Source organism: Paenibacillus sp. FSL F4-0236 (genome assembly GCF_038000135.1).
Lineage (GTDB): Bacteria > Bacillota > Bacilli > Paenibacillales > Paenibacillaceae > Paenibacillus_AQ.
On the sequence record NZ_JBBOBK010000001.1, the window covers coordinates 294,259 to 315,223 of the forward strand.

At 40.7% G+C, this 20,965-nt stretch carries 32 protein-coding genes; 24 read left to right on the forward strand and 8 right to left on the reverse strand.

The window, feature by feature from the left end:
• Nucleotides 1-49 precede the first annotated feature (49 nt).
• A complete protein-coding gene (locus NSQ29_RS01335) occupies nt 50-229 on the forward strand; it encodes a hypothetical protein (protein ID WP_341124168.1) in 180 nt (59 codons plus the stop codon).
• Nucleotides 230-233: 4 nt separating this feature from the next.
• Here NSQ29_RS01335 and NSQ29_RS01340 read toward each other — a convergent pair whose 3' ends face one another.
• The gene (locus NSQ29_RS01340; RefSeq protein ID WP_341124169.1) at nt 234-794 is read right to left on the reverse strand and encodes a DUF2441 domain-containing protein; all 561 of its coding nucleotides are present in this window, start codon (nt 792-794) and stop codon (nt 234-236) included.
• Nucleotides 795-944: 150 nt separating this feature from the next.
• Here NSQ29_RS01340 and NSQ29_RS01345 point away from each other — a divergent pair, with 150 nt between their 5' ends.
• Together NSQ29_RS01345 and NSQ29_RS01350 are read left to right on the forward strand one after the other, a co-directional pair.
• Entirely contained in the window at nt 945-1,733 is a 789-nt protein-coding gene (locus NSQ29_RS01345; RefSeq protein ID WP_341124170.1) for a hypothetical protein, read from the forward strand.
• Nucleotides 1,734-1,739: 6 nt separating this feature from the next.
• Nucleotides 1,740-1,958 carry a hypothetical protein gene (locus tag NSQ29_RS01350; protein WP_341124171.1) on the forward strand — a complete coding sequence of 73 codons (219 nt, stop codon included), beginning with the start codon at nt 1,740-1,742 and terminating at the stop codon, nt 1,956-1,958.
• 104 nt (nt 1,959-2,062) lie between these two features.
• Here the strand turns inward: NSQ29_RS01350 and NSQ29_RS01355 are convergent, their stop codons facing one another.
• From NSQ29_RS01355 to NSQ29_RS01365, 3 genes are all read right to left on the reverse strand, one after another.
• Nucleotides 2,063-2,392, reverse strand: a complete 330-nt coding sequence (locus tag NSQ29_RS01355) for a hypothetical protein (protein ID WP_341124172.1) — start codon at nt 2,390-2,392, stop codon at nt 2,063-2,065.
• Between the two features lie 402 nt (nt 2,393-2,794).
• Nucleotides 2,795-3,658, reverse strand: a complete 864-nt coding sequence (locus NSQ29_RS01360; RefSeq protein WP_341124173.1) for an ATP-dependent DNA ligase — start codon at nt 3,656-3,658, stop codon at nt 2,795-2,797.
• A 130-nt stretch (nt 3,659-3,788) separates the two neighbouring features.
• Nucleotides 3,789-4,511, reverse strand: a complete 723-nt coding sequence (locus NSQ29_RS01365; RefSeq protein ID WP_341124174.1) for a hypothetical protein — start codon at nt 4,509-4,511, stop codon at nt 3,789-3,791.
• Between the two features lie 156 nt (nt 4,512-4,667).
• Between NSQ29_RS01365 and NSQ29_RS01370 the strand changes: the two genes are divergently transcribed.
• From NSQ29_RS01370 to NSQ29_RS01390, 5 genes are all read left to right on the forward strand, one after another.
• Nucleotides 4,668-4,859, forward strand: a complete 192-nt coding sequence (locus tag NSQ29_RS01370; RefSeq protein ID WP_341126712.1) for a hypothetical protein — start codon at nt 4,668-4,670, stop codon at nt 4,857-4,859.
• Nucleotides 4,860-4,917: 58 nt separating this feature from the next.
• Entirely contained in the window at nt 4,918-5,151 is a 234-nt protein-coding gene (locus NSQ29_RS01375; protein WP_341124176.1) for a hypothetical protein, read from the forward strand.
• Between the two features lie 11 nt (nt 5,152-5,162).
• On the forward strand, nt 5,163-5,636 hold the full coding sequence (locus NSQ29_RS01380; RefSeq protein WP_341124177.1) for a hypothetical protein: 474 nt from the start codon (nt 5,163-5,165) through the stop codon (nt 5,634-5,636).
• A 142-nt stretch (nt 5,637-5,778) separates the two neighbouring features.
• Nucleotides 5,779-6,612, forward strand: coding sequence for a hypothetical protein (locus NSQ29_RS01385; RefSeq protein WP_341124178.1), 834 nt, complete (start codon nt 5,779-5,781; stop codon nt 6,610-6,612).
• Complete coding sequence (locus tag NSQ29_RS01390) at nt 6,609-6,824, forward strand: hypothetical protein (protein WP_341124179.1); 216 nt, start codon at nt 6,609-6,611, stop codon at nt 6,822-6,824. The genes NSQ29_RS01385 and NSQ29_RS01390 overlap by 4 nt, the downstream gene beginning before the upstream one ends.
• Nucleotides 6,825-6,881: 57 nt before the next feature.
• Here NSQ29_RS01390 and NSQ29_RS01395 read toward each other — a convergent pair whose 3' ends face one another.
• Nucleotides 6,882-8,198, reverse strand: coding sequence for a hypothetical protein (locus NSQ29_RS01395; protein ID WP_341124180.1), 1,317 nt, complete (start codon nt 8,196-8,198; stop codon nt 6,882-6,884).
• A 379-nt stretch (nt 8,199-8,577) separates the two neighbouring features.
• On the opposite strand from NSQ29_RS01395, the gene NSQ29_RS01400 reads away from it, so the two are divergent.
• Nucleotides 8,578-8,886, forward strand: a complete 309-nt coding sequence (locus tag NSQ29_RS01400; protein WP_341124181.1) for a hypothetical protein — start codon at nt 8,578-8,580, stop codon at nt 8,884-8,886.
• A 10-nt stretch (nt 8,887-8,896) separates the two neighbouring features.
• Complete coding sequence (locus NSQ29_RS01405) at nt 8,897-9,142, forward strand: YolD-like family protein (RefSeq protein WP_341124182.1); 246 nt, start codon at nt 8,897-8,899, stop codon at nt 9,140-9,142.
• 129 nt (nt 9,143-9,271) lie between these two features.
• On the opposite strand, the gene NSQ29_RS01410 is transcribed toward NSQ29_RS01405, so the two are convergent.
• Together NSQ29_RS01410 and NSQ29_RS01415 are read right to left on the reverse strand one after the other, a co-directional pair.
• Nucleotides 9,272-9,487, reverse strand: coding sequence for a DUF3006 domain-containing protein (locus NSQ29_RS01410; RefSeq protein ID WP_341124183.1), 216 nt, complete (start codon nt 9,485-9,487; stop codon nt 9,272-9,274).
• Nucleotides 9,488-10,543, reverse strand: coding sequence for an MBL fold metallo-hydrolase (locus NSQ29_RS01415; RefSeq protein WP_341124184.1), 1,056 nt, complete (start codon nt 10,541-10,543; stop codon nt 9,488-9,490).
• Nucleotides 10,544-11,084: 541 nt separating this feature from the next.
• Between NSQ29_RS01415 and NSQ29_RS01420 the strand changes: the two genes are divergently transcribed.
• Nucleotides 11,085-11,360 carry a S24 family peptidase gene (locus NSQ29_RS01420; RefSeq protein ID WP_341124185.1) on the forward strand — a complete coding sequence of 92 codons (276 nt, stop codon included), beginning with the start codon at nt 11,085-11,087 and terminating at the stop codon, nt 11,358-11,360.
• Nucleotides 11,361-11,406: 46 nt separating this feature from the next.
• Here NSQ29_RS01420 and NSQ29_RS01425 read toward each other — a convergent pair whose 3' ends face one another.
• Complete coding sequence (locus NSQ29_RS01425; RefSeq protein ID WP_341124186.1) at nt 11,407-12,054, reverse strand: LexA family protein; 648 nt, start codon at nt 12,052-12,054, stop codon at nt 11,407-11,409.
• 167 nt (nt 12,055-12,221) lie between these two features.
• Between NSQ29_RS01425 and NSQ29_RS01430 the strand changes: the two genes are divergently transcribed.
• The 13 genes from NSQ29_RS01430 (at nt 12,222) to NSQ29_RS01490 (ending at nt 20,956) form a co-directional block, all read left to right on the forward strand.
• Nucleotides 12,222-12,452 (forward strand): helix-turn-helix transcriptional regulator, encoded by a 231-nt coding sequence (locus NSQ29_RS01430; RefSeq protein WP_341124187.1) that lies wholly within the window; start codon nt 12,222-12,224, stop codon nt 12,450-12,452.
• 64 nt (nt 12,453-12,516) lie between these two features.
• Entirely contained in the window at nt 12,517-13,194 is a 678-nt protein-coding gene (locus NSQ29_RS01435; RefSeq protein ID WP_341124188.1) for an ORF6N domain-containing protein, read from the forward strand.
• A gap of 15 nt (nt 13,195-13,209) precedes the next feature.
• Nucleotides 13,210-13,401, forward strand: a complete 192-nt coding sequence (locus tag NSQ29_RS01440) for a hypothetical protein (protein ID WP_341124189.1) — start codon at nt 13,210-13,212, stop codon at nt 13,399-13,401.
• A gap of 384 nt (nt 13,402-13,785) precedes the next feature.
• Entirely contained in the window at nt 13,786-15,333 is a 1,548-nt protein-coding gene (locus tag NSQ29_RS01445; RefSeq protein WP_341124190.1) for an AAA family ATPase, read from the forward strand.
• Nucleotides 15,334-15,347: 14 nt separating this feature from the next.
• A complete protein-coding gene (locus tag NSQ29_RS01450) occupies nt 15,348-16,319 on the forward strand; it encodes a recombinase RecT (protein ID WP_341124191.1) in 972 nt (323 codons plus the stop codon).
• 137 nt (nt 16,320-16,456) lie between these two features.
• Nucleotides 16,457-16,675, forward strand: coding sequence for a hypothetical protein (locus NSQ29_RS01455; protein WP_341124192.1), 219 nt, complete (start codon nt 16,457-16,459; stop codon nt 16,673-16,675).
• Nucleotides 16,672-17,136, forward strand: a complete 465-nt coding sequence (locus NSQ29_RS01460; protein ID WP_341124193.1) for a hypothetical protein — start codon at nt 16,672-16,674, stop codon at nt 17,134-17,136. Before NSQ29_RS01455 ends, NSQ29_RS01460 begins: the two co-directional genes overlap by 4 nt.
• Nucleotides 17,126-17,878, forward strand: coding sequence for an MBL fold metallo-hydrolase (locus NSQ29_RS01465; RefSeq protein ID WP_341124194.1), 753 nt, complete (start codon nt 17,126-17,128; stop codon nt 17,876-17,878). The genes NSQ29_RS01460 and NSQ29_RS01465 overlap by 11 nt, the downstream gene beginning before the upstream one ends.
• A gap of 1 nt (nt 17,879) precedes the next feature.
• On the forward strand, nt 17,880-18,119 hold the full coding sequence (locus tag NSQ29_RS01470) for a hypothetical protein (protein WP_341124195.1): 240 nt from the start codon (nt 17,880-17,882) through the stop codon (nt 18,117-18,119).
• Between the two features lie 14 nt (nt 18,120-18,133).
• A complete protein-coding gene (locus NSQ29_RS01475) occupies nt 18,134-18,943 on the forward strand; it encodes a replication protein (RefSeq protein WP_341124196.1) in 810 nt (269 codons plus the stop codon).
• Nucleotides 18,888-19,256: a replicative helicase loader/inhibitor gene (locus NSQ29_RS01480; RefSeq protein WP_341124197.1), complete on the forward strand. Its 369-nt coding sequence runs from the start codon at nt 18,888-18,890 to the stop codon at nt 19,254-19,256. Before NSQ29_RS01475 ends, NSQ29_RS01480 begins: the two co-directional genes overlap by 56 nt.
• Nucleotides 19,246-20,586: a replicative DNA helicase gene (locus NSQ29_RS01485; RefSeq protein ID WP_341124198.1), complete on the forward strand. Its 1,341-nt coding sequence runs from the start codon at nt 19,246-19,248 to the stop codon at nt 20,584-20,586. Before NSQ29_RS01480 ends, NSQ29_RS01485 begins: the two co-directional genes overlap by 11 nt.
• Nucleotides 20,558-20,956, forward strand: coding sequence for a hypothetical protein (locus NSQ29_RS01490; RefSeq protein WP_341124199.1), 399 nt, complete (start codon nt 20,558-20,560; stop codon nt 20,954-20,956). Before NSQ29_RS01485 ends, NSQ29_RS01490 begins: the two co-directional genes overlap by 29 nt.
• The last annotated feature ends 9 nt before the right edge of the window (nt 20,957-20,965 follow it).

Genomic DNA, 20,965 nt, shown 5'->3' on the forward strand with positions numbered 1-20,965 from the left:
CAATAGTTTTAGGGGGATTGGAAATGAATGAAGAAATGATTCGACGATTGTGAGGGAAGAGATTGCTCGTAGCCATCAAGAAAAATCGGTATTTAATTTAGGGCCTACTTATGCTTGGGAGGATTCTGCTGATTTCAATGCGGTTTACCTTACTTTAGGGGAAGTGAATGTTGACCTGTCACATCACTTCACACCTAAAGAAATCGAATATTTTAACAAAGGGCGTTAAGAAATTAAACCTGCCTTTTTACTAGAACAGGAAGCTTAAGCAGTAACTCAAATTGAGATTCATCTGGATTAGGCTCTCCCGACCAATATCTTTGTGCAAAATGCGAAAATTTAATGAAGGATAAAGAATTGATGTCGCCTTTTAACCATTTTGCATCGAGCTTAGCGTAGTTTTCATGTTCTATTTCTACTTCCCATATTTTCGCTTCAGGGCCCAATTGGAAAAACTCAACCCATATTCTTGCTTCTCTAACAGTTTCCGAACAGAAGATGGATTGAAATCTGGAAGGGCGATGTGGAAAATTTATCACCCTCTCATATTCAAAAATGTTATCTATTAGATAGGCATTGACCGATGGGATATTGTTGGAAATCAGATTTCCATCTGAATTCATGAAACTATTTGCTTGACGGGCAAAATAATGATTACCGTGGAAAGACAGACCTTCTGGAAATCGCCTATTCATTACTTCTGCCAAGAGTTCAGGGTTAATTCTCGGATGTACCGGATTTATTAACATTCCTTCTTTGAGTAAGTTTGATCTATCAATATGATAAGCAATCATGTAACATCCTCCTTATGTATTTCTAGTACCAATTCGTCATGTTGAATGATTTATCCTGTTCAATTATTTACAGATTGTCCCAATGATGATACCCTCCTCTTATCGATCATAAATCTATTAAACGGTAATGAAATTAAGGGTGGGAACAACATGGCGAAGATGCCCGATGGAGTTTGTAATATTTGTGGTAATTATGGAAAACTGAGCTTTGAACATGTTCCTCCTAAAGGAGCATTTAATGACAGGCCAGTGATAAAAGGGAATTTCGAAAATTTTGTTAGTAGCTTACCAGGAGAAGAGATTAAAGGACGAATTCAACAGAAAGGAGCTGGCGCCTACACATTATGTGAAAAATGCAATAATGATACAGGGGCGTATTACGGAAACAGTTTTATTGACTGGACTTATCAAGCTTTTATTTTAAGTTCTAAGAGTGACGGCAAGGGTGCTTTTCTCTATCCATTTCACATTTTTCCTTTAAGAATTATCAAGCAAGTTATTACAATGTTCTTTTCAACTAATGGAGATTCATTTCATAAAGCTCATCCTGATCTCGTTAGATTTGTACTCAATCCGGAAGAAAAATATATAAAACCGTCCATTCGGTTATTTACTTATTTAACTAGCGGATCTAGAAGTCGTCAGACAGGAGTTGTGGGAGCTGGTAATATAAATTCATCAGGGATAACCATAATGAGTGAAATAGCATTTCCACCAGTAGGCTATTTAATGACTATTGATTCAGCGCCGCCAGATGAACGTTTGACGGAGATAACGCAATTTGCACGTTATGGATTCAATGATTTCGAAACGGTATTCTTGAGTATGAAGAAACTACCCATTGAATACTATCTCCCAGGTGATTATAGGTCTATAGATGAAATGATGAAAGATTATGAAACCAATATGACAGAGTACGGAGGTCATTCAGATGAGTGATCATGATTGAGTGTTACACATAAAATATTACATAGCGATACAGATTTTCTAACTGCAGCCTTGTCGCAAGTCAAAGTATCTGTATGGTACCGTGAAGACCCGGACCCAATAGGTCATCTTATGGATTACGGTGGCATCGTAGAGGGATATACGCCAGACTCTATTAAGCTCGCTGGATCTCATTTTGTTCGGGGGCAGTTTGAATTCAGAGCAGAAATAAAATAACCCGCCGGGCTTGTGCCTGACGGGTTTTTTGTTGTTACAGAATGAACTCTGATAATACTGACTTCTGTAGCATACCGTAGTTTTATTTCGTGTATGGGAACCAACTATCCAATAAAGACAGTGGTATTTTTACGTTGAAATGCAGTAGGTAATTCTTCCACAAGTGGATCGAAGTTTTCAAAGAAATAGTCTTTGTCAGTATCCTTTAAATTGATGGCTACCCATTTTTTTAATTGACTTAATTCATCAAGAATGAAAGGCAAATCTTCTTCGGTTACATTAACGCCTGACTCAAAAAGTTCAACCCATCTCAAGCCTAGTTCATTAATGCCAGGTATCCAACATCTTCTGAAAAAAGATAAATACGCAACTTGAATGTAAAACTTATCTTCAAAATCATTTTGAGGGTTGTTGATTATTACACTAATTGCCATTTTTCATATCCCTCCTCCAAAGGTAGCGCTAAATTTATAATCAGGGAACTCCTGTCTAAGGTCATTAAGAGCATTCTCGGTGGCTTGCCTTTATTCTAACGAATCTGCTTCCATCCTAAAAATAAATTCCCGGTAATTCCTGAAAAGTTCAATGTCCAGTACCTTGGTAGGAATATATCTCATAATATACAAAATAAAACTAATGCATTAATTAGAGAATGTCTAACCAAAAAATCTTAAATTTGGTATTAATATAATTAAGACATACAATATACATAAAAATACTATTATAGGGATTTGGAGATTTTAGCATAGCTGGTGCTAGGTTTGTCCGGGGCGATTTGAATTCAGAGCATACATGAAAAAAACCGCTGGGCTTATGCCAGACGGATTTTTTTTTGCTTATACGATAAACTCCGTAAATACTGGGCTTCGAAGCATGCCAGATTTGGTCCAGTTCCTCATTCTTACCTTTGCTCGTAATTTTGGTTCAAGGTGTACAAACTCCTTATCCTCGCCTTTTACAAGCTGCTGGGCAACGCCTCTGAATGCCTGCTTATGGATCGGTGAAGCACCGAGTTCTATAAGCCCAGCTGAACGAAGTTTTCCAGATGTACTGGATGGAACAGCAGCCAGCCAACCAAATTCCTGTTTGCGATATCCGGTTATGAAAACATCCGCATATGTCCAATTGATGACCTTTTGCCACGCATGAGAGCGGCGGCCAGTCTCGTATACGCTGTTTTTACGCTTACCTACTACGCCCTCCATACCACGAGTTTCGATCTGTTCAAATAAAGCCTCTCCAGCACCTTCCACGTGCGGTACTACTCCAAAGCTATTAGACGGTAGAGTTAATCCCGCCAGTATCTCCTTACGGCTCATCAGGGGTAACCCACGCACATCCTGACCTTTGTACATCAAGATATCAAAGATGGCATAATACACGGGGAGCGTTTTGGTAAGTTTTATGATCTTATCTGCTCGTCTCGCCTGAAATCGACTCATAACAGATTCAAAGTCTGAAACACCAGTTGTAGGATCGACACAGGCAACCTCGCCATCCAAAACAACATCGTCCGCAAACGGGAAATGTAGTTCAGGGTACTGTTGAGTACATTCATTATCGTGTCTGGTATATAAACGGATTTTACCGGACTCTTGAGAATAAATAAGACGATGACCATCTATTTTTGGTTCGAATATATAATCGTTGTGCGAAAATGGCCCTGAAGCCGTCTGTAATAACATAGGGGATATAAACATAGTTTCACCTCTAGCCCAATTATAAATGTTAATGGGGGAGGAAAGAGCAGGGAAGTATTGGGCATAATAATACCCGCTGGCCTTTTGCCTGACGGGCCCAGTTCTCATCTTATAATTTAGAAGTTTATTATTACTTAGAAAATGATTTTATTAGTTCGTTTTTTAAAATTAATTTCAACTTATCACGCCGAACTGGTATTAATACGTTTCTAAGTTCCTCCATTCTTTCCCTTTCATCGCGTTCGGGAATTCCAAACGAAGGATTTAAATGATTCCAATATTCGAAAAGAACATTGAGCGTCTCCCGTGTTTCAATACTCGCTTCTTCAGAAAAAAAGAGTTGATTGAAAATGAAAAAATTATTAGCATCCACCCATTTCTGCTCAGCCTCATAATAATCTATATACTTTTTTCTTTCCTCTATTTTTCTAATTGCAACTTCTTTGTTCGTTGACCATAGAGCTAATATTTCGTTTTTATCACTATTGGTAAATTCAAGTTTGGTTAAATATAACTCAATATCTGCAGCGTCAACATTTTTAAAATTGAGTCTGTTAACCATTCCACGAAGACCCATTATTCCTCCTAATGCTGTCTCAATATTCTTAAGTAACTCTGGGTATTTTTCATGCTTCTTTGATGTATACAAATCAAAATCTTTATAATTTTTTTGATATTCGTGCTTTAATGACTCAATTTCAGAATTTAGCTGGGCATTGTACTTAGCAGCATTTTTAGAGAAAAGTTGATTTATCCATCTTTTTATCAGGTAAAGAGTACCTCCAATTAAACCCCCAGTTAAGGATAAAGCCCCGAAAAAACTCAAAAAGTCATCACGAATATAATCCCACATATTTACTTCCTCCTACTCTATTTCTTAAACAATAATATATTCTTTAGATACTTACTATCTAACTATATGTGAACTTTATTTTCCATTGCTAAATAATCCATTAAGCGCATATAATACAAACAAATGTTCTTATTTTCGGAGGCGATCAGTTTGAAGATGAGTATCGGCCAAATAGTTGAAATTATATACCAGGACAAGTCGGAGAAGATTACACAACGCAAGATCGAGATCCTCGGTATCCGTGGCGGACGCATCAGGGCCACATGCCTGACTACCGGCTCACCGCGGGTATTCTTGGCTGATAGCATATTATCCTGGAGACCGGTTGCAGAGAAGCGTCATGCTTGATGATACTTCGCGCAAGCTGCTGCGGATTATATCGCAGTTTAGAAATCACTTCAGGCGGATGCCAAACATCAAAGAGTTGGGACGATTGAGCGGACGGCAACCAGCAGAGATAATCAAGGGGTTTAAGGTGCTATCTGCGGAGCATTATATAGATTGGGATGCGTCTACGCTTATCGAGACAACAATTATTATCGAGGGCTGGGAACGAAACGTGCCGTACGAAAAAACGCCACAACAAGGTGCAGAGAGCGGCAGTGGTGGTACTAATATTGATTACTGGCTTTATCATTAGGAGGGGTCACTGTGACCAAGCTTGAGGGAAATGAACGCTGGAAAACGAAAATGATCATGACTGAGCATGTTGAGCAGTACGAGGAACAGCAGCGTGAGAAACGAGATAACATGATAACTACGGAGGAGCGCACGATGGTTCGAGATCTCATTTTGCTTCCCTACATAGATACGATGGTCGGCAAGAGCCTGAAGGAGCTCGAACACTCCAGCAGCATACTGAAACGTACCTTTTTGATGGCTGGAGAATCCATACAGCGACGGATCATGCAAGATACCTATCGACTGCAGAAAGAGCTGAAGCAGCGGAATATCAAAATGCTGGCGGATGAGCAAGATGATTTTATCACGTATTACAAAATCTTCTGCCGAGGATATCAGGAACGCTTTGGATTAACTCGAGATGTGATGCGGACTGAAATCAGCCTAAGGCTAACCAAATACACAACAGAACTTGGAAGCATCTTAAAAGACCACCTTAAATAACGAAATCCCGTCAACCATAATTGGTCGGCGGGATTTTTTTGTTCAGGCACATTTTCCTTATCAGTGATATAGAGATCATATACATAATGTTCCAAAACAAGTATGATTACTCCAATAATTAGATGATTGGAGAGATGTTAAGTTGTGGGATCAGATTATAGGATTTTTGAGCAATAAACTTATCGGTGCTGGTGGACTAGTAGCCATACTAGGGGCTATTATTCTACCTCTTTTAAAGGCACAACCTATTACAGCGCTGACCTCGACGAGATTAGAAAGAGTATTGTTTACCAAAGAAAGAAGAGCTTCTGTAAAATTAGCATACTTCATTGTACAATGGATAATCAGTTGTACTTTAGCGACTTTGTTTGCCTTTTTTCTGTACACACTCAATATTTCTTTTATTGTTGTAACATGTATTATTATCGTAGCTTCATTTACGTATATGACGCTTCAATACATAGTTAGCACGAAGAAATCTCTGCTGGACAAGCATCTTTCTAGTGGTCTGAACATTATCATATCTGTAATGTTTTTATTAGTACATACAGCAACTATCTTTACAGCATTACCAAGCTTCTTTGCTGGGGTAGCGAGTTTCAGCAATTTTAGTGCAGATGATAAAATTACTGCAGAATTCTGGATTATGATGGCTATTTTCTTCGCGGTTAATTGCGTTGTTAATTTGTTCTTATTACTTAGTGCTCGAAATACATTTAAAGAATTTATTAAGAAATTTAACAAATATATAAGTGAAGGGTTTTATATTGTTGAGGCGAACAGCGACAAGAAATGGTATGTTTTTCACCCTACGGACAAAGACAATATATTATTAGGCAATAAGGAGTCGGCTGAAGAGGCAACTGAATTTAGAATAATTGAGAGAAAAAAAGTACTTGAGTATACAATTAATTATATAAGAGTACCCAAAGTTTTAGAAGAACCTGTGGAAGACAGAGAGGATTACGTTATATGAGCAATGTATACAAAGTCTTGAAGACGGATGCAGAATTTCTAGCGGCTGCTCTGTCGCAGTCACAGGTTGATATACTTGAATGTCGTGGTGATCTGGCTGGCTGTGTAATTGATTGTGAGGGTCCAGTCCAGAAATGGAGTGCAGTGAGCGTTAAGGTTGCTGATGCTTATTACATGAGAAATGAATTTGAATTTAGGATGGTTTTGGCATAAGTATGTATTATTAAAAATACCCCGTCAACCTTAATTGGTCGGCGGGGTTGTTAGTGTTTATTGAGTTGTATACTCACTTACTTCAAAAATGAGAATTTTATCGAAGACAACATAGTCATTACGTTTGCTGAAAGGTCCTTTGTTATATGAGTGTTTATCAATTGCATATGAACCTGGGCCTCTGCCGGCATCACGGGAGTCATACCATTTCAAGAATGCATCTACTTCTACAATTGGTAGGTCGTATTCTTTTTCTGTTCCATTTACCAGAGTGATGGTAAGAATAGCTCGATCGCCTGTTGGCTGTTCCGGAGTCGCTGTAGGCTTAGGTGTGGCAGTAGGTGTCGGTGTCACAGTAGGTGTTGGCGTAGGCGTAGGTTGGTTTGTTAAATAACCATATACTTTAAAGTCATATACTTTTAGATCATAATTCGCTTTTCCTAAAAATATATAACGTACTTTGTCTACGTTTACGGAAAGTTCTTGTTTAGTTAATATTTCTCCTCCTATAACGCGTTGAGATTGTTTGATTTCAGTGCCATTTTCATCATAAAAATAGGCGCCGAAAGCTTGATTTCCACCGTTTGCAAATTCTACTTTGAATTTCGAAATATAGTAGTCTTCAGGTAACTTAATCCAGAATCCTGTAGTAGATGATTTGTAATTTTCAACTTGTCCAAATGTAGCCATATTATCGTCTGTTAGTTTATCAGTAGTTATATTTCCTGTATTTATACCACTACCAAGTGTGAATAATTTACCGAGTACGATATCGGTTGGTGTAGGAGTTGGTGTAGCGGTAGGTGTCGGTGTCACAGTTGGGTTGGGAGTTCCTGTAGGCACTGGAGTAGCCGTTGGTGTTGGTGTCTCCGGTTCTAGCACAACTGGCATCGGTGTAGATGTCGTATAGAAATCAACTTCATAAATTATAATAGACTTCGATGATTTATTAGAAATCGAGATTTTATCAGCTTTATAATTTATATTTAAAGGAGTAGTACCATTGCCAATATGTCCTATTTGCTTTCCAACAGTTTCGTCTGTACCAACGATTTGTAGATAAGAAAGATCTCCAACTGTTGTTGTATTGTGTTTTATTTTAATACTGTCAACATTAAAACTTCGATCAAAATTCATCCACAGCGTACTTGTCGAACTACCTGCTGGTCCCAACGTTATACCTGTATTCAGATCCCCATCGGAAGCTAAATCCGAATAATATTCCACGGTTTTTTCATTTGTACCTACATTTAATTGATATCCGTGACCATCTAAAACTGCCCCTGCTCCTGGAATAGCAAAAGAAGAATTCAACGGTAGAGCTAAAATCATTATGAGCATTGTTGACAAAATTATTGATATTTTACGTTTCATATTATAACTCCATTTCATTTTTGGTATCGTATAGTCTTGATGCCCAATTTTTTTTATGTATTCTAGGTACTTTCAATACTGAGGAATTCACTTCAATTTAATATTATCACTCCTTTTTAGCTGGAATTGGAATTGTTCACGTTCCAATTAGTAGTCTGCTCCAGACTATATTACAACAAAATATGTTCGATAAGTCTTGCATCAATTAGATTAATTTATTAAATATATTATGTCTATACAAAAATACCTATATATGTAATTAAGTGAGCGAATAAGATTAAATAATTTAATATCATAATTGGTGAATAAGTTACTTGTTGTTTTGAGAACATTTTTCTGATTATTATATAAGCAAATGTTCTTATTTTGGGGGTTGAATATGCTCAGCGATACAGCACGAAAACTGCTTATGATTATGACCCACTCAGCAAATCATCATGCTCATATGCCAAGTCTGCCTGAGTTGGAACGTCTAAGTGGACGTATGCCAGTACCAATTAAGGCAGCTTTGAAAGAATTGGTTAAGGAAAATTATATTGAATGGAATCCAAACACGCCACCTGAGACAGTAATCATTATCGAGGGTTGGGAACGGCCTGACCCACGATTTAAAAGGGTTGAGACAGTGACACAGGAGATACAGTGGGGCATGGAAAGCAGTAATACCGATTATTGGACGATGTACTAGGAGGTATTATATGGCTAGAAAGAAACTTGAAGGTAATGAACTATGGGAGGGCAGTCGTATGATAATGCCAGAACATAAAGCGAGGATTCTGGACGATTCGCGGAATGAAGAGGTTCGTAGCAAGCCTGAGCTAGTTCCTCAGGCATTAGATGAGATTCAGCAGGTACTTGCCCAATCGATGGAGGATCAAAGCCCGATCACGTTAAAGTTGTTTGATCCAATAGATGATAAGGAGATTCGTGGTATTGTAATGTGAGTAGATCAACGATCGCGGCAGTTAAAGCTACGCACAAGTGACGATGACTGGGAATGGATTAATATAGAAGATGTTATTCATGTGACTACATAAAAAAATGCCCCGGAAGCTTTCGCCGGGGCATAACTATTATTCCTCGAATAACTCATCCATTAAACTATCGATTTCCTTTTTCCGTGAGGATGTAGCCTCACTATCGATTATGACTTTGCCGTCTTCAAAAATGAGGGTATCTCCCGCCTTAATCTCTGGAGGTAATTCTGATTTAAGGACATCTTCAGTTTTACCATCAAATTCAATTACGGCATACTCACCCTCAAAGCGATCAATGATTCCTTTCTGCATTTACTTGACCCCCTTAGTTGATGTGAAAGTGATTTTATTGCCATCACTTATTGCAGTAATGGTTCCTTTTTGATCAGTTCGTAAAATAGAAGTATTCGCATTTTTCAACCTTGTAAGTATTCCGGAATCTGGATGCCCATAATTGTTTTTACCTACGCTTATTACTGCGTACTGTGGTTTAACGGCATCGAGGAATGCTTTGTTGGTTGAACTACTGGAACCGTGATGGCCAACTTTTAATACATCAGCTTTTAAATTCATTCCGTCGGCTAACATATCGTTCTCTGATGCCTTCTCGGCATCACCCGTAAAGAGGAAGGACTTGTTTTTATGTGTAACCTTTAAAACGGCGCTCCAATCGTTAAGGTCATCCCCATAAGCTCTAATAGGTGCCAGGAACTTCGCCTCAACGCCTGTCAAAGGAATAGTAACTCCTTTAGTCACTGCTTTGATGGTACGTCCCTCATTCTTCACAGCGGTTAAGAAATCTTTGTAAGTCTCAGTGGTATGCGAAACCTTCGGCGCATACACGGCCTTCACATCCAGTGCCTTCAGAACATCATCTAGCCCACCAATGTGATCTGCGTCAGGATGAGTAGCAACCAGGGCATCAAGTGTCTTTACACCAAGAGCGTTCAGATACTTTACTACATTTTTACCCTGATTGTTATTACCTCCGTCAATGAGGACATATTGATTACTCGGAGTCCGGATTAAGGTAGAATCACCTTGTCCAACATCGAAAAAGTAAACCTGAAGAGTGCCAACGATTTGTTTCTTTGGTAAAAGCAAAGTTGGAGCTGGTGTAGCAGTAGGATTTGCTGTTGGTTTTGCGGTAGGTTTAACAGCTGGTTTAGCAGTGGCAGCTGGTTTTGAATTTGAACTTCCACCATTGTGATAGTGGTATTCTCCGTTCTTTAAACCCCATTTTGCGCAATTGGTACGGCAATAGTGTCCTCCATTTGCATCAGTCCGACCTGGATGCGCGTTAGCGATAACAGGAAGTAAAATTAGAATAACTGACAAAATCATTGATAAAGCAATTCTTTTCTTCATAATATTCCCCCAGAGCTGTTCTGAAAATAGTCTATCAAAGAGAGGTAAATATTACTATCATATTATCCACTTCTTGACTCAAAAATCATTATCAGGTATAGTACTCTTACAGTAAAGCAATTCTATTAATTACCTCTGGCAAGCGCCTTAAGAGGATTTAAGCAACAAAGAACTGTGTGTAAGTGAAGACGGTAGTATTTCTCATGCGAGTCATGGCCGTTACAGTTCAAGGTTGAATGAAAGGTCACATTAAAAAAAAATCTTTTTTACGGTTACTATGGTAACCGCATTGAGATTTTCCGTGACCATTGTTCCCTTGAACTGTAGCGGCCTTTTTGCGTTCTCATTCAAAATTTTATTTTTGGAGGTGATCAATCCTTTTCATAGCTAGAATATATTCTAAGAGCGTAAGAATACGCCTTGCAAGTTAGAACTGTGTCCATCTTTGTGCATTGGGTCTGAAATACCCTTAGACGAAGGGTATTTCGTTCTCCAATTAGTTAATTATTTATATTATTTCATCATGGGAGCGGGTTAAAGTATGGGTGAATTTTATTACCGTGTGACTGATAACGATATGTGTGGTGATCGTATTTTTTCAGGGGATACAGTATTAATACGAGAGTCACGGACATATTTGCCAAGCGATATTTGCGCCATTGCGAATGAACATGATATTTCACAACTGAATTTTAGGAGAATTGATGATCGAGATAATGGGTACCTTTTAACCGCCTCTAATATTGAAATAGAAACTGAAATGAGAGATACAATTCTTGTTGTTGGAATAATAATAATGTTTTATCAAAACACATAAGAAAAAGCCCGCTTTTTAAGGCGGGCTTTTTCTCTATCTATGTTTACTAAAAGTTAATAACAACTTTTTTGAGTTTTCCAATTATTCGAATGTTGGAGCCTAACTCGCCACAGATAATCGGTGGGTAGTCAGAATTAGCTGATTGCAACACTAGCGTGTTTCCTTGTCTGTATACTTTCTTTAGCACAGCCTCATCATCGATAAGTACAGCTGCAATCTCCCCATCTTCAACTTCTTCTTGTCTTCGTATTAATAGTAAATCTCCTTCGTAAATACGAGCGCCGTTCATACTATTTCCTTTGGCTCTTAGATAAAAATATTCCCCTCCGTTGATCCAGGAACGAGGCGTTGTTTCATAACCTTCAATGGATTCGTACGCTATAACTCCATTACCACAAGAAATTTTTCCTACAATCGGCAAACTGATATTTTCGGATTCTGTTGGCACTGCACCCAAATATGTATATGCTCCTTCAGTTAACTGATTGACTGTGACATCAAGAGCAACAGACAAATCTTTTAAACGATTCATATCAATTTTTATCTCGCCATTCTCATATCTTTGGATTGTTTTTTTAGTCAATCCTACTTTTTCAGCTAACACTTGAAGACTATAGTTTCGCATGTCGCGGTATTTTTTTATATTTTTTCCTGTTGCCACATAAAAATTTTTTGAGTCGTTTAAACCCGTCATTTCAAACTCCCCTTCATATAATGGCGTAGAAATAGTATAACCCTAATATGACACGTTATACAACTTATTTATTATTTTGTGTCATTTATTGGCTTGACGTTGCATATAAGGGGTGCTATTCTGAGGGTGTCAAAATAAGACACGACATAATGAGAGGCGGTGAGAAAATGGCAGGGACAATCAAATTAAGTGTAAAAGCAGCTCGAGTTAACTGTGGAATGCTTAGCAAAGATGTAGCTGAGAAGCTAGGTATATCAATTAATGCCTACTCGAGAAAAGAAAATAATCGTAGTAGATTTTATGCTGACGAAATCGCACAACTTAGCAACTTGTTCAACATTCCATATGAAAATTTTTTTGAAGCGGAGTGTCTTAATAAGACACGTAATGGTGTGTGACATTCCGCTGAATCCATAAATGGCAACACACAGATCACATAAAACGAAAGGATGGTACAAGCTTATGAACAATCCGACACCAATAGAACACAATGGTCAACGTGTATTAACGACAGCTCAGCTGGCGGAATCATTTGATACTGAAACAAAAATCATCAGTAAAAATTTCGAACGTAATGAATCGCGTTACGTTGAAGGAAAACACTTTTTCGCACTCAAAGGGGAGGAACTTAAAACTTTTAAAGCTTCTCGCCAAAATGACGACAACCTTAAATTTGCTCCTGTGATTTATATCTGGACTGAAAAAGGAGCATGGCTCCACGCCAAGTCACTTAATACAGATCAAGCGTGGGAAGCATACGAGGCTTTGGTGGACGATTACTACAGAGTAAAGCAACTTATCAACAAACCGATGGATCCACTTAAAGCACTTATGCAAGCAACTCACAACTTGTTGGCGAGCCAAGAACTTATTGTAGGTCGTGTGGATGAAATTGAACAAAAGGTAGACAAGCAGATCACCTTAAATAGCGGACAACAGCGGCGATTACAGCAAGGGATTAATAAAAAGGTATGCAGCATTGAATCGGATAAATCGGAGCGAAGTGATTTGTTCCGACAACTCCACAAGGAAATAAAAGATCGTTGGGAAGTACCAAGTTATAAAGATATTCTCCGGCAGGATCTGCAAAACGTACTGAATTACATTTCTGCTTGGAAGCCAATAAGACGTACAGAGTAGGGAGGAACAGTTGATATGAACGAAAGAAAAGATACTCTCAGATTTCATCGCCAAGAAATGGCTTACTGGCTAAGTGTTCAGAAAGACGCTCAATGGCGAGGTGATGTTGAAACTGAACAGTTTGCTATCAAGGAACGCCGCAAACATCGTGATGCTGTACTAACTTTATGGGCAACACCTGTGGAACAACTAGCGGTGTGCGTATGACAGTAATCATTTGCAGCACTGTCAGATGCCCTTATCCAAATTGTGGTCATACAGGTGATGTAATCACAGTCAATCATTGCCGTACGGCTCACGCTATGGAACGCAAGGAACTGTTTGGTAAATACGGAAAGCCGCAAAGTATAGGATACGATCCGCAAGCTGCAAACAAAAACCTAGAGGGACATGTACCTGCTCAGAAGGTGAACATAGGCTACCCTAGTGATTCTAGGTTTGCGAAAGATAGGAGATCAACTAGGAGTAAAGGGAGGTGAACAAGGTTTAATTGGCAGGTCTGGAACTAGGTGAAATCTCGAAGGTCTATTATTTTTTTGCCAAAATCGGGGTTTTGACCACAAAAATAGATGAAAGAGAGGGAAAAAGTACATGACACTTATCAAAATCATATCGGCAACAGCTCACAATTTTAAAGCTCACCGTGACCTCATCGTTACCTTTGGCGAGAGAACAGAGATCACGGGAGACAACGCTCAAGGGAAATCATCAATCCTCGAACTCATTTCATGGACATTATACGGCACGGATGTACTAGGCAGCAAGCTTGATCCTACACCGACAAACTACAAATACGACATTGTTAAGGCAGAGCTGCTGCTGGAAGTGGACGGTAATCAGTTCCTTCTAGGTCGCGGAATTGAGAAAAACAAGGCTACTTACTACATTAACGAGGTTCCGGCAAAGGCTGGAGATTTCGAAGAAATTGTTAAATCCCTGTTTGATAGAGATCTGTTCTTATCCCTTTTTAATCCGACTTACTTTTATACTCTGCACTGGAGCAAGCAACGCGAATTGATGATGAGATTTACAACTCCACCAGCAGCCAAGGAAGTATTTGCGGAAATGAGCCGGTTGGCTCCTGAACAGAAGTTTAAAGACATCACACTTAACCCGCAAGCTGCGAAGCTACAGGAGTTGACCAAGAAACATATCAGACCTCAACTCAAAGAAATCCATACGAAGAACAAAGCAGACAAGGACACGGCATATAAGCGGGCCCAAGGCAAAGTTGAGGCGCTAGAAGGCCAACTGTTAAAACTAACGGAAGCACCAACGGATATCGAAGCAGTGAAGGCAGAAGATGCCGAACTGTACGTGCAAATAGAAGCCTTACAACAAAAGATTGAACTGGCAGATGAACCAAAGCGTAAACGCATGGTTCTTGAGAGTTCTCTTGCCTCAGCACAACAGAAGGTAGCAGCGGCTAAGGAACGTTATCTGAAAGTTCATGGTGAAGTTATCTCAGAAGAATGCCCCACATGCAAACGGGCTCTTGATCTTGAATCTATCGAATCTGTCAAAGCCAATAAAGAAGAACGTAAAGCGCCACTTCGTGCCGAACACGATCAGGCTGTAACAGAGCGAAAGGCAATTGAGGCAAATCTTGCATCGGTAGAGCTGATTGATGTATCTGAGTTGATTGAGCAGCGCAACGCTCTTGAAAAGCTAAGAGACGTAACTGCGACCGCTATTCACGCCCAAAGCATTCGCGCACCACTACAAACCGATCTGGATAAAGCACGATCTGAGGAAACTGATACACTCGCAAGCCGCAACGACAGCATCTTTATCCTTGAGGCTCTCAAGGCATACGAGGCAAAAGAAGCAGAACTTCAAGCCGCAAAGGTTCAGGGGATGTTTACCACACTTACTATAAGCCTGTTTAAGGAGATTAAAAGCACAGGGGAACGTGAACCAAAATTCGAGATAGAACGTGACAACAAGCCATACAGTAAACTCTCGCGTTCAGAACGTGCTCATGCTGGTATTGAATTAGCCGCAGTCCTCAGTGAGATGGGTGAGATCATAGCACCGTTAGCAGTGGATGACAGCGAAAGCGTGTTTCGCATCAAACAGCCAAAAGGTCAGCTGATTCTTGTTAAAGCAGTTGAAGATCAAAAATTAGATATCAAATAGGAGGCAAATAACATATGAGCAAAACAGATACGCAGATCCAGAAAGTTGACCTTTCCCAAATTCAAGCCATCGGAGAATTCGGATTGCCTGAGCTCCTGACAATGAAAGAAACACTCTGTAAGAAACTGTCTATCCCGCAGTTCAACCTGTTCATGTACCAAATGAACCGCATGAAACTTGATCCTTCTTTAAAACATGCATTTGCTATTCCTTACGGAGACACCATTGATATTCGCGTATCTTACGAAGGTTATCATGCCAAGGCACAAGAGTCTGAAGGATATGAAGGAGTCTTTACTCAAGTTATCTGCGATAACGAAACGGATGACTTTGAGGCAGAAACAGATGAAGAGGGCTTAATAACTTCCATTAAGCACAAGATCAAATTCCCACGAGGCAAAGCTGTTGGTGCTTATGCCATTGCTAAAAGATCAGGTAAAAAGAACGTCATCGTACTCATGGACGCTGCTGAGGTAGGGAAATGGGTCAAGAAAAACCCGAACTTTTGGAAGCTTGATGACGGAACTATTGACCCGGATATGTTCAAAAAACACGTCGGTATTCGGGCAATTAAGGCTCAATATGATATCGCCGCTGTTGTGGAAGAAGGTATGGAAACCATGAATGCAGCTACTGCAGCACCGTCATATGATCCTCTTACTCGCCGAGATATCACAGAAGAAGCCACTGAAAATAATGTTTCAGAACCGGAAGTGATTACTGCTGGAGGGAAGCCGCTATCCAACGGTGGAGATAAGCCTGATGAAGCAGCCAAGTTGAAACAAGCGCGAGACGAAATGAAGAAGAAACTTAGTCAGCTTGGGATAACTGAACCGGAAGATATAGCTGCATATATCTCCAGCAATGTAAAAATCAAAGGAGACAAGCCTACATTAGCTGAGCTGATTGGGTTAAACAAGACGATGGACCTGCAAATTGCTGAAATGCAAGCGGCTCAAGCCCAAGACGATGATCTCCCGGAATGATGTTCAGCAAGTAGAAATACACGTTCGCTGCCCAGACTGTGAGTTCTGTGGCAGCGAGATCAATCCGGGACACGAGGAATATATCAAACTAAAGCGCGTGTGTCCTCGCTGTTATGGAGAGCTGACAGGAGGCGGCGGTGATCGTAAAGCACGAAAGTATCGAGCAAATGGACTTGTTCGGCAGTATTGATCTCAGCGCTCCAGTAGTTGAAGTTCTGAACGGAGTGTACTACGAGCAAGCGTCAGGTAAGTTCGTATCATTCGTACTCGGGAGGCGACATTACGAGTGGTCAGCAAAGAATTGTACTTTCGATAAGGAATGGCAGGAGAAGACGAAGAGGGAGCGAGCAATATGAAGCAGATTCATCCGGAACATCTGGCTTTTGTAGATGAAGCAGCTAAGGCTTTTGAAGAAAGACCTAATCTTGCAGCATACATCAATGAATCAGAAACATTAATAGGTGTGAGATCGGGAGCTGATCGTGATTCCGTGAGAGTTTACCACCTTGGTGAAGGAGTTGCTCTTTTTACCCAGCAGGTTGATGTACGGGTTCCTCGACTCAGAAAGGAAGTTGCTAGATTCACTGTACTAATGGAAGAGCAGTTGCGCGCTAATGAGGATAAAGGTGGGTGGGAGAATGCCACTCAGTTATTCCTCAAAAATGAACTTGAAAAGAACTTCCGGCGGTTGTGGTCGTGCGGGTCTCACGAGGAATTCCGCCGCCGCTGTGCCAATATCGCTAACTTTGCGATGATGCTTGCTGACAACGACATTCGGGAAGAAAACGATCGGAGGGTTAAACCTGATGGAAGTTAATATCCTCGCTACCGGATCCGCTGGTAACTGCATCGCTTTGACGGAATCCGGAAAGACCATTCTGATAGACGCAGGCATTGCCAAGACGAAGATCGAAAAGCGGCTTCTGGAAGTTGGTATACGCCCAGATAGTATCGCAGCAATCTTCATTACACATGCCCATGGTGACCATATAAAAGGCTTACCAATTGCTAATAAGTACGATATTCCCGTATGGGCTACTGATGGAGAGTGGAAAGGCATATACGGAGTAGACAAAAGACTTCAGCGGGTCGCAGAAACACGTTTCGGGCGATATGAAATGATTGGGTTGGATGGCATGCACCTCTACCCATTTAAAACCCATCACGATGCCTATGAGCCTGTTGGATATGCTATTGAACCAGACGATGGTCCACGTACTTGTGTGGTCTTTGACACCGGAAAGGTAGATTTCGAAATGCTAGAGATGATGGAAGGTAGCGTTTATATCATCGAGTCCAATCACGATCGTGACATGGTGCGAGAATCTAATTATCCGCTCAGTGTGCAGGATCGTGTGCTAAGTGATCTTGGACATCTAAGCAACGAGCAAACAGCAGCAGCACTCCAGAAGCTGATTAAAGGGCAAGGTGAACGCATTTATCTTACTCACTTATCAAGCAGTAACAATATGCCAGCGTTGGCAGAAGCGACTGTAAAAGCAGCACTTCGGGAGCGTGGATATATAGAAGGAACTCATTATCATTTGGAGGTAGTTTGAAATGACTATCATATTTTCACATAACAAAAAATTGTTGGACCGGTTAACAATCGCAACGCTTCAACTCGATGACTATAAACGACGTGAACAGCAAATGCTCGCAGATCTAGGGCATGCTGGGCAGGAGATAGCCACACTCGCTAGGAAGGTTGGTCAGTTACAGGAAGACAATCAGAAGTTGATTAGTCAGCGCATTGCACTTTTGCAGATCATTAACCAAGATGTCGGATTACCATCTTAAAGCAGGTGAGGTAAATGGCAAGTCCGCAAACTGAAAACGGCTATACAAGTATTGCTCATGAGATTTTGGAGCAAGTAGCTAGGCAACGGTTTAATGGCATTCAACGTTCAATAATCGACATTGTATGGCGATACACATATGGATTCAAACGAAAGTCACACCAATTAGCTGCCTCTTTTATTGCAGAAGCAATTGAGGCTGATATAAAAGGTGTGAAGGTAGAACTAGCAAAGCTGATCCAGTGGAAAGTTGTACTAGTAGTAAAAGAAGGACATGGAGCAAGGCCACGAACTTTATCCTTCAATAAAAATTATGATCAATGGATTGTGGGGGACTATTCTCCACCAAGAGTAAAGAAACCTTGTGGTGGAGAATCATACCCCACGGTGGTGGAGAGTAGTACCCCATTAGTGGGGGAGAGTTCTCCACCCAAGATAACTAAAAAGAAAACTTTAAAGAAAGAAGAGATTAAAGATATGGACATCCCTTCTGAAAAGATCAAATTTCATGACAATGTATTTCTTACTCAAGAACAATATAAAAAGCTCTGTGAAGAATTCGGCAAAACAACAGTAGATGACACGATAGAAGCTTTGGATGAATGGCAAAGCAATAAGAAACCCAGCCAGCACAAGAAGGATCATAATAAGACTCTTCGTGTCTGGATCAAAAAGGATCAGAAAAAGCCCACCTTTAAAACCAAAGAGCAAAAGAAGCTAGAGGAAATGGAGCTACTGAAACAGTTCAGTCAAGGAGGAGGGATGCCACATGAACAATCAGGAGACCTCCAGCTTACTGGCGGTAATCAAAACGGCGTTTCCTGAGTTCGCAATTAGTAATGAAGTTATTCAGGTCTGGCACTTATTCCTTCAAGAGATTCCTTATGACAGAGCACAGCGCAATCTTAGAGATCATATAGCCACATCACGTTTTGCTCCACGAATTGCAGATGTGATCCGTGAGGATTTACATCAGCCGTTGACCATTTACGAGATTCAACGCCAGGAGCAAGAGCTGGCCACTTTAGAGTTGATGGAGTATCACGCAACAGAAAATGTGAAACCAATGCCTGAACGTGTTGCAAAGCACCTTGAACAACTATTTTCCAAAACAAAGGTGAATGCCAATGAACCTTGAAGCCCAGCGTGCTGTGCTAGGGGCTCTGCTGAAAGATCCAGAGTTAATGGACGACTGTTATTTAAGCAAAGATGACTTCAGCGAAGAAGAGCATAACCGAAAGATTTTCACTGTTCTGCAGTATGCGAAGGAGCATTTTAAAGAAGCTTCGAACCCTTTCGACATGGTGCTGATTGCAAATAAGTGGGGTAAGAACTTGCAGCAGATCGGTGGTATTTCTCATTTCGTCAAACTAAGAGAATCTGCTCCCCATGCCTCGAACTTTGCCTATTATCAAAAAGCAGTACGTGTCGATAGGGTACAGGCTGATTTGGTGGAGCTTGGTAAGCAGATCGCTACAAGTGGTGGGGATGTAGCAGACATACAAGCCAAGATGGTTGAGCTTGCAGAGCTGCAACATGGAGGAGACGAAGATGGTCCTGTCCATGTGTCTTCTTTATTGGAAGGACACCCTCATACAGTTGCTTCTCGTGCCAGCATCAGTGGGATTACTGGAGCAAGGATGGCCTGTGAAGATATCAACCAGCTTAGCGGAGGTCACCAAAAAGGTGATTTAGAGGTGTGGGGGGCAAGACCCAGCATTGGTAAAACTCAATACGTCATGAACGATATTGATGCTGTGACGGCTGATGGATGGACCGCTGTAATGTTTTCCCTTGAAATGAGCTCCTTGAAAGTTGTGGAGCGACTTGTATCTGCTGTCGGAGGGATCAAGAGTAAAAGGATTAAGTCCGGAATGATGTCAGACAACGACTGGGATTCCTATAGCAAAGCGATCACTATCATCACGGGCCGTAGCTTATACATCGATGACAAACATGGGGCTACAGTCGAATACATCCGCCGAAAGGTCAAAGCGCTGCGAAAAAAGCATCCTAAAATCATCGTATATATCGATTACCTCCAGTTCATAGAGACGGAACAAAACTTTTCGAAGAACACTGAAAAAGTTGGGTACATCACCAAAGAACTAAAGGGAATCGCTAAGGAACTTGATGTCTGTGTGGTTGCTATTTCAGCAGTTGGTCGGAAATGTGAAGAGCGACCGGATAAACGACCTATGATGTCGGATTTGAGAGAGTCGGGAAACATTGAGTCTGACGCTGATGTAGTGGTCTTCCTTTACCGGGATGACTATTACAACGCAGATACCCCAAAGAAAGGCATTGTAGAATTCATAGTTGCCAAAGGTCGTGATATTGGAACGGGAACCTTTGAAATGGCCTTCTTAATGGATATTGGTAGATTCGTAAATTTAACGCCTGATGATAAATACAAGCTGGCGGAGAAGGTGAAAGCACATGAGCAGCAACGGAAGAATAACCGATGAGGCAGGGTATCAAAAATCACTTGGCTGGCTAGTAGAGAAAGCGGTGATCTTGGAGGATCCTCTTATTGATCCGGAGGAAAAGGCCAAGCTTCAGCGGACCTATGATTTTGTGGAGCAAAGGTTATTGGAGTATCGGCGTGGTGAGCTTGTTCAATTGTTTCCTGGCCTACGGGACATTTATAAGACTCTCGGATGGGCAGTTCAAGAGCACGAACCGATCACTAGCGAATCTGAGCCTGATATAACGGCAATAGAACCACGAGTCATAAACACACCGTCTGATCCGGAAACACCGCCAGTGAAGCCGATAGTATCTCAAAATGAGAAGCAAAAGGCTGTGGTTAATCTCTCCGCTTGGTTAGACGATTGAAGGGAGGAA